This is a genomic window from Polaribacter sp. Asnod6-C07, assembly GCF_045063625.1.
GTDB classification, from domain to species: Bacteria; Bacteroidota; Bacteroidia; order Flavobacteriales; family Flavobacteriaceae; genus Polaribacter; species Polaribacter vadi_A.
Map to the genome: position 1 here is coordinate 1,046,557 of NZ_JBEFOF010000005.1, position 14,955 is coordinate 1,061,511.

The 14,955-nt window shown below is 30.0% G+C and carries 8 protein-coding genes; 5 read left to right on the forward strand and 3 right to left on the reverse strand.

The features are described 5' to 3' along the window. Window position 1: 1 nt before the first annotated feature. Genes ACJJVK_RS04235 through ACJJVK_RS04245 form a run of 3 tightly spaced genes read right to left on the reverse strand, consistent with a single transcriptional unit; the run spans window position 2 to window position 10,279 of the window. The gene (locus ACJJVK_RS04235; protein ID WP_405563531.1) at window positions 2–8,497 is read right to left on the reverse strand and encodes a LamG-like jellyroll fold domain-containing protein; all 8,496 of its coding nucleotides are present in this window, start codon (window positions 8,495–8,497) and stop codon (window positions 2–4) included. A 19-nt stretch (window positions 8,498–8,516) separates the two neighbouring features. After that, window positions 8,517–9,440, reverse strand: a complete 924-nt coding sequence (locus tag ACJJVK_RS04240) for a phage tail protein (protein WP_405563534.1) — start codon at window positions 9,438–9,440, stop codon at window positions 8,517–8,519. Between the two features lie 29 nt (window positions 9,441–9,469). Beyond that, entirely contained in the window at window positions 9,470–10,279 is an 810-nt protein-coding gene (locus ACJJVK_RS04245) for a helix-turn-helix domain-containing protein (protein ID WP_215994299.1), read from the reverse strand. Window positions 10,280–10,464: 185 nt separating this feature from the next. On the opposite strand from ACJJVK_RS04245, the gene ACJJVK_RS04250 reads away from it, so the two are divergent. From ACJJVK_RS04250 to tsf, 5 genes are all read left to right on the forward strand, one after another. After that, a complete protein-coding gene (locus ACJJVK_RS04250) occupies window positions 10,465–11,289 on the forward strand; it encodes an alpha/beta hydrolase (protein ID WP_405563536.1) in 825 nt (274 codons plus the stop codon). 843 nt (window positions 11,290–12,132) lie between these two features. Next, the gene (rplM, locus tag ACJJVK_RS04255) at window positions 12,133–12,588 is read left to right on the forward strand and encodes a 50S ribosomal protein L13 (protein ID WP_215994297.1); all 456 of its coding nucleotides are present in this window, start codon (window positions 12,133–12,135) and stop codon (window positions 12,586–12,588) included. Continuing rightward, window positions 12,588–12,974, forward strand: a complete 387-nt coding sequence (gene rpsI, locus ACJJVK_RS04260; RefSeq protein WP_215994296.1) for a 30S ribosomal protein S9 — start codon at window positions 12,588–12,590, stop codon at window positions 12,972–12,974. The genes rplM and rpsI overlap by 1 nt, the downstream gene beginning before the upstream one ends. A 153-nt stretch (window positions 12,975–13,127) precedes the next feature. Beyond that, window positions 13,128–13,910 (forward strand): 30S ribosomal protein S2, encoded by a 783-nt coding sequence (rpsB, locus tag ACJJVK_RS04265; protein ID WP_068362191.1) that lies wholly within the window; start codon window positions 13,128–13,130, stop codon window positions 13,908–13,910. Window positions 13,911–13,935: 25 nt separating this feature from the next. Further along, window positions 13,936–14,907, forward strand: a complete 972-nt coding sequence (gene tsf, locus ACJJVK_RS04270; protein WP_215994295.1) for a translation elongation factor Ts — start codon at window positions 13,936–13,938, stop codon at window positions 14,905–14,907. Window positions 14,908–14,955: the final 48 nt, after the last annotated feature.

Below are 14,955 nucleotides of genomic sequence, written 5' to 3' on the forward strand. Positions count from 1 at the left end.
TTTACTTTTTTATAATTTTCTTCATCACAAATTTCCCACTATTATCAGTAATTTTTATGAGATACACTCCAATTGACAAATCAGCTGTATTCACTTCAATCTTCTGATTGTTATTTACATTTTTGTTTAACAATTTAACACCAATAGTATTGTAAATTTCTACTTTAGAAATGGTAATACTTTCGTTAGAAAAATCGATAATTATAGATTTTGTAAACGGATTTGGATATAAAATTGTATTATCAAAAATCAACTCATTTAAAGAAAGTGCTTTTGCAGAAAGCTGAATAGGATTTTTTAAATCTCCTAATACCTCGTTATCAATAAATGTAAATTTTTTGTTGACATCTAACTCTCCTAAATCATTTGCTAATACAAATCTTAAATTTTCTGTTGATGAACTAAAAGCAGTTATAAAGCTTATTTTTTTATCATTTAATGTGATAATTTCAGAACTACCTCTCAATGTATTTTTATCATCATACACCAAAACTTTTGTAAAGTTTTCATCTGCAATTACCTCTGCAATTATACTCATTGTACTACTGTATTTTGTAAACTGACTTACATCAACTTTTGCAGCGTTTTTAGTTATTTTGGTTTGCGTTTTCGATAAAACATCTGCATCTGGGTAATTAAACACTTGAGATTGTGATGATTTTAACATATAACCTCTTCCAGATTGCAGATAATTTAAGGTTCCACTCCAACCTGAAGTTGCATCATAAATAGCAAAAGTAAATTGGTCTTTAATAACATCTCCATCAGTTGGCTCATAAAAAGCAAGTGCTTCTTGTAAACTTATATTTCTATGGATTGGATATGGCAACCAATTCCATTTTGGTGCTGGGTTAATTGAGGTTTCATCAATTCCAAAAATATTGATGTCAAAATTAGTAATATCCAATTCTGAGCCAAAAAGCTCCAAGTTATTCGCATTTTCTAAACGAATTTTATACATTTTTTCGGCAGTTAATTCATTAAAATCTCCAAACCAATCTCCATCTTCGTAAAATGCTTGCTGTCCTATATTTTTTATAATATCCTGATTTTCTAAAATTGAGCCTTCAAAAACATTTTTAAGATTATTAAAATTAGTGTCTTCGACAAAGAAAGAAGCCCAGGTCCAACCTTTATTTAAAGATAAATTTTGCTGAGTAATTACTGTTGATGAAAATATAGTAGGCGAAGATTTTGAGCCAATAATTTTATTCGTTTCAAAAGTTTCACTTTCTTTCCCATCAATAAAAGCATTTATAATTTTACCATTAATGGCATCCCAAATTTTAAAGGTTACTTCATTGTCATTTTGATTTTCATAGACTGTTAAGAATGCAAAATAACTATCGTAAGCAGCATCATAAGTTAAGTACGCTTCTCCTCTTGGTTCATCATTTATAAAAGCACCAACTTTTGTAAATGAATCTCTAGAAAAATTCTGATTGATTTGTATTCTACCAATCGCATTCATACTATTAGCATAATCTACTGGATTTACAGACCAATCTGGAGCTTCTGTTAATACACGTAAATTAAATTGTAAACGATCATTAAAACCAGAAGCTGTTTCTAAAAATAAATCTGCATCATAAGTACCCATTGCCAAATCTGCATCTACAGTAAACGTAATTTCTTTGCTTGAATCTGGATTTATAGAACCAGAAGTAACCTCTGCTTGCATCCAAATTGGTAATCTAGAAATAGTAAAAGGTTGATTGCTACCTCCAATATTTATAACATCCATCGTAAAACTAAAAGTTTCACCTACTGTTTTTTGGGCAACAATTTCTTTGGTTTGATCTTTGGTAAACCATTCCAATTCTTGTCTATTTACAAAAGCAGACCAAGTTACTGGTGATGCTTGTGTATTAAAGTGTATATCAGACAATCTTGCTACTGTAAAATTGATAATTTCACCTTCAAACAAACTCCATTCTTCATCAGTTAAATTTGGGGTAATGATCATCTCATCACCATTAATAACTGTTGAAAAAGGAATGTTTGTAAACTTTAATTGTGGTTTTAATGGAGGTGAATCTTGCGTGTACGATTGTGATGAACCATCACTCAAGACCGCAAAAGTAGTTCCTTTTACTAAATTTGCTGCTAAATGATTGTAAGCAGGACCTGCAGTTGTGTTATTATCATCTTCATTAAAATCTAACTTCAATAATAAGCCTTCTTCGTTATTATCGATTTCAAAATAACGATCTCTATTTATTTGTTCTAAACTTCTAGCTGTATTCCAAAATCGGACTTCATCTAACAAACCTGTAAAATGATTATCTATAGTTTTTTCATTTGAAGCATCTTCAAATAAACGTGCACCAATTAAAATTTTATTTCCTGTAAAACCACCCACTTTAGTTGCTGATATAGAAAGTTGTTCTTCACCATCAATATATGAATTTAAAGAACCACCCACTTTATGAACAAGAGCAATGTGTGTCCAATTGTTTGCAGATAAGCTTTTTGTGGTTAAGCTGTAACTTATATTTTCTGTAACCAACTCTAAATTACCATCAGTTTTTAGATTGATGGCCCATTTGTTTCTAAAACCGTTGGTTAAGAGAGGTTCACTCTCATCTCCTTTTCCATTAGAAAAAATGGTTCCAGCACTTGTTTCGTTTGGTTTTATCCAAAAGGAAATCGTTTTATCTTCAAAGTTAGATGGCTGGATAAATCCAACATTATCTAGGGTTAAATATTCATTGTCTTTAAATTCGTAGCCTGTGCCTTTTGGGAAAATTGCCCAATCTAAATTTACAATAGCATTTTTACGTTTTGCTTTGTCTAAACCAGTTTGTCCAAAACCTTCGTCTAACTTCCAATATCCTAGCAGGTTTACTTCTCTTCCTGTTAGTGTAATATCTTTTGCTAAGGTAGCTTGTGCAGGTGTAAATGGTTTGGACCATAAACGGATATCGTGAATATTTCCCTCTACATTTTCGCCTCCTATAAACATAGAACTACTTGTATTGATATCTAATTCTTGAGTAAGTGTTCGTTCTTCTAAAATTTCACCATTTTCAAATAGTAACAATTGAGGAAATGCTCCATTTTGATATACAAAAGAATAGAAATTATATTGTGAACTGTCTATTGGTTTATTAACATCAACTGTAGAAATCAATTCTCCACCCACACTAAATTCTAAATGATTCCCATCAACTTTAACATTGATTCCATTTTCTTGAGCTACTAAAAGCCCTGAACCTGTTGTTGCATTTTTATACCAAAACTGCAACGTAAATGATTCTTTAGCTAATCTTTGGTTTGGTAATTCTATTTGGTTTGTAGATCCATCTAAAAAAACGGATACATTATGATCTATTTCTTGTTGATTTTGTAAACCTGTAACTGTAATACTTGTGGTTGTTCTCTCAAAAATAGCTTCATTAAAGCGTAAAGAAACATCTTCACCAACATCTAAAATACCATCAGTAGGTTGTGGTGTACCAAATACTACAGGTGCATTTAAATTAATAGTTCCTGTAATTATTTCTGATAAGTTCGTAATATCATCAGCACAAAATGAAACTGCTCTTATTTCATATTCTCCATCTGCAATATTATTACCTACAATATCCCAATTATAAGTAAAATCGCTATCAGAAGTATTGATAACTATTCCTTCAGCATCTCCTGCTTCATTTTTTAAGGCTTCAGAACCATAGTAGCTTGCTAGTTTATTCCAATTTGATGAACTTGTACTTCTGTATTGCAATTCTATTTTTTCAAAACCGTTAAAATCTAGATTAAAATCAGTAAAAATTACGGGTAATGTATTTGATGTTGTATTACCATCAATATCTACTGAAAAGGCTTCATTAGTATTAAAAATCCAATTTTCTTCAGGAGAAGAAAGATTTACATTAGAACACGATTTTTTAAATTCTACTGAAACATCAATAAAGTTTTCCTTTTGCTCTGCAGATGTTGCACATGGGCTGTATAAATAAATTCTAATATTTTCATATTCATAATCACTAGAACCTGATATTTTTTTTAGTTCTAGAGGAAATTCTATTGTTTCGTTAAATGGTAAAAATATATTTTGACCATTAGCAGCGATATTGGTTGATAATCCATTTAAAGAGGTATTATCTACTTCAATAATAAATTGTAAATCAGATTGGGTTTGACTGTTGTTATTTAATAGCAATTTAAAAATAGCACTTTCATCTTCTGGAACATTTGAAATTAATTTATTTTCTACACTTATTTCAGAATCATAAACATTATTTGTACCATCAGAAAGTGGTAAACCTCCATTTCCAAGAGTAAAACCATCGCTCCCAAAAATATTTAAATTGTAAAAGTTAGAAATTTCAGCATCTTCGTGAGGACAGGATGTGGAACCTCCTCTTGTAATAAATACTGGTCCATTACCATCAAATAGATTTACAACATCTACACTTAATTCATTATCACTATCATTATCTTTTAAGGTGTAAGAAATTGTTGTTGTTGTTTCTCTAACATCTGTATCTGTATCGTCTGTTATATCATTAAATGTATTTGTCATATTTAATGATGCTCCTTGGTCATTTAAAAAGAAACCTGCTGCTGTTTGAAATTCGTCTTCTAAATCGATAACAGTTTGGTAATTATGTGTTACAATTGAAACAGAACTAACAGAATTGGTAAACTCTCCTAAACCTGCATCAAAAGAACGATTAGCATAGAACTCTTTGTCTAATAAATCATTTAGAGTTTCGGTATTGTTTTCGTCTCTAAATCTATCTGTAATTACTTTTAAAATACCTTCTTTTACTGTTTCTCTATTTACTCTTGCATCATACTTTGCTTTTTCATTTGTTTGTATAATGTGTTTCCAAGAATTTGCTTGTGCAGTATAAAATTCAGGACTTCTTCTCTCATCTGGGTCTGCTAAATTTGGATTATTAGCTAAACCATTTAAACGAGGTATAAGGGTTTCTAAAATAAATTTTTGGGAATATGTAAAAAATGTATTTGTTGGTTGTTCTGCAATTAAATAGTTTTTATAAGAAGACACGTATAAATTATGTTCATTATCTTCTAAATCTAATACAGTGATTACTATATTTGGAATTTCTGCACCATTTTTTCCTCTTGGTATATTTTCTGTAATATACATATCATCAAAAAGACCATAAAAAATATTTTTAGAATTCCCTACATATAAATCTCCTTCAGAACCCACAAATTCTGGACTATCGCTTGTTGAAAAAGTTTGGTTAAAAGTGTAGGTATTTCTTGTAACGCCTTCATCTAATTCCTCTACAGTTTTAGAAAAAGTGCCTGAAGTTTCTGCTACAACTTCTAATGTATTTGAAAAAATTCCAGCATCAAAACTAACATCTGGTCCAACAGAAATAAAATAACCTCCCCCAATTCCTTCAATATCACTATTTATTCTGCTTTCTTCATAACTTATAGTAGTACCTCTTTCTATTGACGCAAAACTATTTGAACCTGGTGGATCTCTTAAAATAAAATCTGGTGTTTCTGGTGCAGAAGTTACAAATGTTTTACCATCTGAAGACTTACCTCCTTTTATTATTCCTTGAGACTTAAAGTTTTCTATATTTTCAATAGTTACTGGATTATTACCCTCTATAATATATTGGATATTGATAGATTTTTGAAATCCGTCTGTTTTTGAAATATTAGGTATACCTGCTGCAAACGTGTAAATGTATTTACTATCTACATACCTAATATTTTCTGCATCTGATCTTGGAGCTGCAAGGTTATTTGTGATATTAAAAGCACCTTCTGTAAAATTTTCTTTTGTTTCAATTGGATTATTGACATCATCTAAATTGATATATTTTTGAATGACCTCAAAAACAATTTCATAGTTAAATTTTTGTTTATAAAAAGGTATGGCAAGATTACTAAAATTGTAAGTAGTGCCACCAATATTAAATTCGGTTTCATATTCTTGACTTACCAATAGTAAGGAAACATCAGAATTGTAGCGAAAACTTTTTTCGAAATGATATGGTTCTGATGTAAATACTCTATTATCTTCTGATGTAAACTCGGAAGTTTTTTGAATAGTAGACTCTCTTAAATCAATAGTTTCTGTACTGTTCAAGATATTTAAAGAAGGATTACTTGATATACTTATTCCATTTTGTACTATATGATATTGAAAAGGGATAAGCTCTACTTTATACTCACCTGTTTCCGCATTTGTAGCAATAATTTTATCTAAAGCATTAGAGTTTATATCTCCTTTAAACGTAATATTTGCTGTACCTATATTATTTTTTGATGATAGAATTTCAATACTTTCGTTAGTCTCTCCCTCATTATTTATTACCTCGAATAAACCATCTGTACCAAAACCAATAGGCTTTTCAAATTCATTTTTACCTCCTACTACTCTACCAACTAAAGTTACCCTTGTATCATCTATAAAGTATTGCGTTTCTACTTGATCTTCAAAGAAAGAAAACGTTTCTGTTTCAGGAAAACGACCATTTAATTCAAACGTATGGCCATCTTTTTGCACCTCTACTTTATGATTTCCAATAGGCACACTAATTGTAAAATTACCATCATCATCAGATAAAACAGGTTGATTGTCTGCATCAAAAACAGGGTTTCCATCAATAAAAACAGCAGCTCCTTCTAATGGAATTATTGGATATTGTTGTAAAACACCACCTTCGTAAAAACCAGATTGGTTGTTAACACTTCCTCCAACATAATAATATTCGCCTTTATTGATAACTACGTCTCCTAATAAGTATTTATTATAGCCAAAATCTCTAAGATTTGTTGGAGTTGTAGTTGCAATTGGATTAAAAACATCTTGTACATTGTATACTGCCCTTCCTCTAAACACAAATGAAGAAACATCTTTAAAATTTAGCTGATTTACTACAGATTCTTCTGTACCTAAAAATAAAGTTTGACTAGCAGGTTCAAATTTATGCACACCTAATGATGGCGTAATTACAAAAGATTCTCCTGTACCTTTATAACCAATTCCAGAAATAATATAACTTCCATTTCTATCTGTAACTCCAAAAACACCTAATTGACTTTGACTGGGTCTTAAGCTAGAAAACTCAAAATCTCCAACAATGATAGCATCGTTTTTATTTTGTGTAAACCCTACTTTAGATAAATCGTATAAAAACTCTCCAAGAGCCTCGTCCATTCTTAAATAAATAGCCAAACCATTCTCACCACCAGCTAAATAGCGTCTGTAATCTCTTCGTATCTCATCATTACTTAAAACTCGGTTCCAGGCTCTAAATTCATCAATTTTAAAATTATTTCCTATAAATTTTAGATTGGTAATCGCTTCGTTATTCTCAGATTGAAAAACATAACCATTTTGAGGAAAAACACCTAGAAATCCGTTTTTAAGTTCTGGCGCAAGAGATTGCATATAAGTTATATACGCTGCATTTATTTCTCTTCCGTTGATAAAAAACCTAACTTCTTTATTATTTTCTAAAATTACAGAAACATGAACAAAATTATTTTCAGGTAAATCACTAACTTTTAACAAAATATCATCTCCTTCTGCATTTAACTCTCCAGAAGGAATAGAAGGTAAGGTTAAAAGTGAACCAGGAATACCATCTTTTAAAAAATTAATATTAAAAGTAACGTTAGCTATTACTGATGCTTCTATGGAATAATTGGTATTTGTAAGGTCCTCTGTAGTTGAAGTAAATTTTAAAACAGAAGATTCTAAACTAAAAAAATCGGTATTTTTATTTACCCAAAACTGCAGTGTTGTTTTAACTGAATCTATATTGCTAATGTTTTCAATTTCTGCAATAGTTTCTTGATTTTTAAAGCTTAAACTTGTTGCACTACTATTTTCTGCACCTATTGTTTCTGCAAAAACAGTTACGTCTTTAACTGGGCTACCACCTTCAAATGTTACGCCACCAGAAACTGTAGCAGTTGGGTTACGAAAACCAATACCTTGCACATAATTTGTATATAACTCACCTATACCTCCATTTGTAGCTACTCCATTTGCTCTTATTTGATAATCAAACAAAACACCACCTTCTACTTGAGTATCGTTAAACTCAAAAGTATTGCTTCCTAAAACCGCAATAAGTTCGTAATCAGTTGCACTACCCAACACCCTTCTATAAACATCAAAACTTTTTATAGCATCTTGATTGTTGCCTACTTGCCATGTAATATTTACTTGATTTGTGTAGTATCCTTTAGAAACCTCAAATTTATCTTTAATAAAAGTTGGTGCTATAAATAAGACTCCATATGGAAAACCAAATGAAGCACTACCAATAACATCATTATTATTGGTTTGTATTGTTTTGTGAAGCATTGCTCCACCAATTTGCATTTGTATATTTATATTTTCTTCTGGTGAAGCACTAGTTGGCGCCTTATAATCTACAGCACTTGTACCTGTAAATAGTTTATGTTCACTTTCTTGTACTTGGGCTTTTGCATAATTAAAACACAACAGAAACCCTACTAAAATTAGTAGTCTTTTTTTCATAATAAATAATTCAATTAGACTATAATTTTATAATGTAGTTTACAGAGAAGTTGTTGGGCATTGTCTCTTCAGTACTAACATTGATAGTTGTACCTTGAGGCGTATCTCCTGTTCTTCCTGAAATTGCATGTGTGTGATTACCATTGCTAGAAGTATTTGAATAATAACTTGGGGAAGCATTATTAGGCTCTCTATTTAAACCAACTACATCTCTTTCTCCACCTCCACTATTATATTTCCAAACCCCTGCAGAATGAGTATGGTTACCATCTGTACTATTAGCTAAAGTTCCTTTATCATGATAATGTTTTTCGATAGCTTGACTTTGGTATTCTCCTATAGTAGTTTCATCAAAATTAAAACGGTCTAAAGCATTTTCTCTAGAGTTGTAGCCAGCACCTTTTAAAAATCGACCTTGCAAATTTGGTGTTTTTGTATCATCTAAAAGTGTCTTTAGAGCTTCAAATTCAGAACCAGTTGGTATATTATTTCCATCACAAAGCAACCAACCTTCTGGAGCTTCTTCCCCCATAAAAGGCATAATACTTCCTGTGGGCACTCCATTTTCGGCTTCAGTTGCTTTTTTTGCATAATGGGCGTAAGGTGTATATAAAAACCCTTCATTATATACAATAATAAGGTTACCATTAAAGTTAATAGAGACCTTAATTTTAAGGTTTGGTAGACTAAAATCTACATTTTGTAATCTATTACCTGGTCCTAAAATATGAGAGAATACTCCAAAACTATCGGTTTGAATATTTTCTGTTTCTGAGTAAATTGATAAATCTTCTTCATCTATAATTTCGAAAGTAAAATTTAATGTTTGATTTACAATAGCACCTTTGGCGTTATCTCTTGCAACACCTTGCACAGCTATTCCTTGTGCGAAGATAGTTGCTGAAAAAAGCAATGCCACTACTAGTATAGAAATCTGTTTCATAATTTAGTTTTTATAGAAAATTTGGTTAATTATTTTTTTACGTAAGCTCTTGCTAATCCATTTGATAACAAAGGATTATTATCATTTTTATACTCTTTAATACTTTGTCCTAAAAACTTTTTAAAGTCTTTCTCAAAATGAGATTGATCAAAGTAATTGTATTGTTCTATGAGTTCTAGTAAAGAATAGTGTTTGTTTGTTTTTAACTCTCTAATGGTATAATTAAAACGTACTAAACAAATAAATCGATAAGGTGTTGCACCTACTTCTTTATGAAACATTCTTTCTAAAGTTCTTGCTGAATATGGAAAAACTTCTGTTAACTCTTTTACTGGGAGCATTCCTTTTTTATTTAAAATGTATTGCACTATTTCTACAGAAGGTAATAATACACTCCAATCTCTATAATAATTTCTTAAATGCTGGTCTGCAATTGCTGTTATTTCTTTTATAGAATGAATTTCACGCAATGCATAGTAGAGACTCTCTATAATATCGTCTTCTACATAAAAAGATAAGTCAATAAACGTGTTTCTATTTTTTGTAGAATGAATTTTGGTAACATTATGCAGAATATGATTAGGCAATTCAAAAGACAGCCAAGAACTATCTTTAAAAGCTTCTACTTTAAAAAAATTTCCTGTACCTTTAATAAATACCTTAGGTATGTTTACCTCTTCATTTTTACAATTAGATGCTTTAATTTTTCCATATCTAATCATAATATAAGTATAGCCATAATCACTAATTAATTGAGGTTTTGCATCCTCTTCATAATTAATTCGAGTAACATCTTTGTAGAAAGAATGTCGAAATTTAGGATTATTTATAAATTGCATTTTGAAAGTTAAGTCTGTAAATATAATTCGAGTTTGTTAATTTATTTATGTAAAAAACCGACATTGTTAAGTATATCTGTTTTATTCCAAAAATAGTAAGAAAAAAATTATTTTAATTATATTGGCAAAATCAGACTAAAAATGCAATTTTATAAAGTAAAAAACATCAACTTAATGTATTTAAATTGGCAAAAACTTACATAAAAATTTATCAGCAAAAATTAAGTGTTTTTGAGATTCCATATAAAGAAAAAATTATTGAAACTTCTTTTGGAAAAACAAATGTTATAATTACAAATGGCATTAAAAAACCTCCTTTAGTTGTTTTACACGGATTAAATTCTGCTGCTCCATTTGTTTTGGATACAACTTTATTTTTATCAGAAAAGTATCAAATTTTCGCTATTGATATTATAGGACAACCTAACAAAAGTGATTTTGTAAGATTGAATAAAAAAAATGATTCTTATGGAAAATGGCTACTAGAAATTATTGATGATTTACAAATTGAAAATATTACTTTTTGTGGAATTTCTTTTGGAGCATTCCCAGTTTTAAAATCACTTATAATAGATGATAAAAAGATAAAAGAAGTTTTTTTAATTTCTCCAGCAGCAATTATTCATGGAAATCTATGGCAAACTGTATTCAAATTTTTAATTCCATTAAAAAAGTTTCAAAAAACACAAAATGATCTTTATTTAAAGAATTGTTTGTCTTCTATTTATGATGAATTAGATAAATTGACTTTAGATTATCAAAAAGAAGTTTTTACGAATTTTAAAATGGACTTTTCATTGACACCAAACTTTAAAAAATCAGCATTAAAAAAAATAAAAACTCCTGTTAACATTATTGCTTCTAAAAATGATTTTTTTGTTCCTGCTAAAAAGCTAAAAAACAAGTGTGGTAATTTATTGAATTTGAAAAAATTCATCTCTTTAGAAGATTCAAAACACATTGCATCAAAGACTGTTTTAAAGGATGTTTTTATAAAACTTATTTCATAAAACGATAGGTATAAACCATACTAAAAATATATCATTTACTAACGCATTAAAAACTTGTTTTGAAACAGCTTCTAGGAAATCTTCAGAAATTACAGCACTAGACACAGAAACTAAAACAATTCTTACCTTGGAATATACTCCCACCTTAACATTAAATTGGTCTGTAACTGAACATAATAAAATTTAGGGTATTCAAAAGATTAACCTCGACAATTCTTCTTGAAAATTCAACATCATTGATGTTCAAACTCTGGTCAAGCCTAGATTATACTTACAATTTACACAACCTTTTTGAGTAAAATCCGAAGACCATTCTACAATATTCAAAACATCATCATAAACTTAACCTTTTATTACTGTCACTTTTTTTAAAAGGTTTGGTAGTATAAATTCTTTTAGGAATTTTATTCGCAGAAGTTTCTTTTGAAACTACTTTTATGGGTAAAACAAAAAAAGCATACAAATATATTTAGATTTTTTTGCATTTAGCTGATTGGTCTATATAATCATCCATAAAAATGGAGATTAATTTAACAGCAAAAGTAACCTGCTGTTTATTTTAAATATCTCTTAATAATTTAGTTAGGTAATTATGAATTTTGAAAAAAACTTAAAACATAAATATCAATTATATTCTCTTATACATTTATCCATACAGAATGGATTAAAACACTTATTATTTAGTAATAAATTAAAGATTTTTCTAGAATATTCTTAATTTACCACAAAGCAACCAAATTATTCTAACTCACTATTTGTCAAACCAATAAAAAGAAGTACATTTGCACTCCTTTTTTAAGGAAAAAATTAAATTATTAATAAACAAAGACTAAAAGTGTAATTATGAACACATTAAGTTACAAAACAGTATCAGCAAACGCAGCTACCGTAAACAAGGAGTGGGTTTTAGTTGATGCAGACGGGCAAACGTTGGGTCGTCTAGCTTCTAAAATAGCAAAGCTAATTAGAGGTAAGTACAAACCAAATTATACTCCTCACGTAGATTGTGGAGATAACGTGGTTATTATCAACGCAGAAAAAATCAATTTAACTGGAAACAAGTGGAGAGACAAATCTTACATTCGTCACACAGGTTACCCAGGAGGACAAAGATCGTTAACTGCAACAGAAATGTTTGAGAAAGATCCTACAAGATTAATTGAAAAAGCAGTAAAAGGTATGTTACCTAAAAATACTTTAGGTAGCGCTTTATACAGAAACTTGTATGTATATGCAGGTGGTGAGCACAAACATGCAGGTCAAGAACCTAAAGCTATTAACCTTAACGATTACAAATAATGGATATAGTACACAAAATCGGTAGAAGAAAAACAGCTGTTGCTCGTATTTATCTTTCAGAAGGTAAAGGTAACATTACTGTAAACAAAAAAGATTACAAGAGTTACTTTACAACTGGTACTTTACAATATAAAGTACAACAACCTTTAATGTTAACAGAAAACTTAGAGTCTTACGACATTAAAGTTAATGTTTATGGTGGTGGAGTTACAGGACAAGCAGAAGCAATTCGTTTGGCAATTACTAGAGCTTTAGTTTCTATTAACGAAGAGCACAAAGCTGTCTTAAAACCAGAAGGTTTATTAACAAGAGATCCAAGAATGGTTGAACGTAAGAAATTCGGTCAGAAAAAAGCACGTAAAAAATTCCAATTCTCGAAACGTTAATATTTTTGCAGAATTTATTCTGCAATATATTTTCTCAGAGAACTGTTATTATTACTAAAATTTAATATTAAACAGTTTAGTATCTAAATAATTAAGACTCGAAAGACTACTTAATTATTGATTTAAGAAACAGAAAGTAAACACATTTTAAAAATGGCAAACGTAAACATTCAAGAATTATTAGAAAGTGGAGTACACTTTGGTCACTTAACAAGAAAGTGGAATCCAAACATGGCTCCTTATATTTATACAGAAAGAAATGGTGTTCACATCATTGATTTGTATAAAACTGCAGCTAAAATAGAAGAAACTTCAGAAGCTTTAAAAAAGATTGCAAACTCTGGACGTAAAATTTTATTTGTAGCTACAAAAAAACAAGCAAAAGATATCGTTGCTGAAAAAGCAAAAGCTGTAAATATGCCTTACATCACAGAAAGATGGCCAGGTGGTATGTTAACTAACTTTGTTACTATTAGAAAAGCTGTTAAGAAAATGGCTCAGATTGATAGAATGAAGACTGATGGTTCTTTTGATGCATTATCTAAGAGAGAAAAATTACAAATTAATCGTCAAAGAGAAAAATTAGAAAAGAATTTAGGTTCTATTTCTGATATGACTCGTTTACCAGGTGCATTATTTGTAATCGACATTAAAAAAGAGCACATTGCTGTTGCAGAAGCTCAAAAATTAAACATTCCTATTTTTGCAATGGTAGATACAAATTCTGACCCAAGAGAGGTAGATTTTGTTATACCAGCAAATGATGATGCTTCTAAATCTATAGATAAAGTTTTATCTTTTGTAACTGATGCAGTTGCTGAAGGTTTATCTGATAGAAAAGCAGATAAAGAAAAAGTAAAAGAAGCTAAAGCTGCACCTGTAAAAGAAGAAGCTAAAGCAGAAGTTGCTGAAACAAGTACAGAAGAAACAAAATAATTCTAACTTTAAAAATAAAAATAACATGGAAACAGTAAAAGTAAGTGCTGCTGATGTTAAAAAATTAAGAGAAGCTACTGGGGCTGGAATGATGGACTGTAAAAAGGCATTAGTTGAAGCTGGTGGTGATTTTGATAAAGCAATTGATGTTTTACGTAAAAAAGGTCAGAAAATTGCTGCAAAAAGAGCTGATAGAGAATCTACAGAAGGTGTTGCAGTAACAAGAATTAACGAAGCAAAAACTGAAGGTGTTGCTATTGTTTTAGCTTGTGAAACTGACTTTGTTGGTAAAAACGAAAAGTTTGTTGCCTTAGGTGGTCAATTTGCTGATATCGCTTTAAATTATGATAGCAAAGAAGATTTCTTAGCTGCAGATTTTGGTGGTATGACAGTTGCTGATAAATTAGTTGAACAAACTGGTGTAATTGGTGAAAAGTTAGACATTACTGCTTTTGAAAAAGTAGAAGCTGCTTATGTTGGGGCTTACACTCACATTGGTAAAATTGCTGCTTTAGTTGGTTTATCTGCTGTTGTAGATAATGCTGATGTTTTAGCAAAAGATGTTGCTATGCAAGTTGCTTCTATGGGAGCTACAACTTTATCTTACAAAGATTTTGATCCTGCTTATGTAGCTGCTGAAACTGAAGCTAGAATTGCAGTTATTGAAAAAGACAATATTGAATTAGGTAGATTAGGTAAAACATTAAAAAATGTACCTCAATTTATTTCTATGTCTCAATTATCTGAAGAGGTTTTAGCACAAGCTGAAGCTGATGCAAAAGCGCAATTAGCTGCTGAAGGTAAACCAGAAAAAATCTGGGATAGAATTTTACCAGGAAAAATGGAAAGATTCGTTGCAGATAACACTACTTTAGATATGGAACAATGTCTTTTAGATCAATCTTTTATTAAAGATGAAAAGAAAAATGTTGCTCAATACGTTGCTACTTATGGTAATGTTGAGGTATCTACTTTTAAAAGAGTTACTTTAGGATAATTACTTATTCTTCTTATAATTTTAAAAAGCCATCTATATTATATAGAT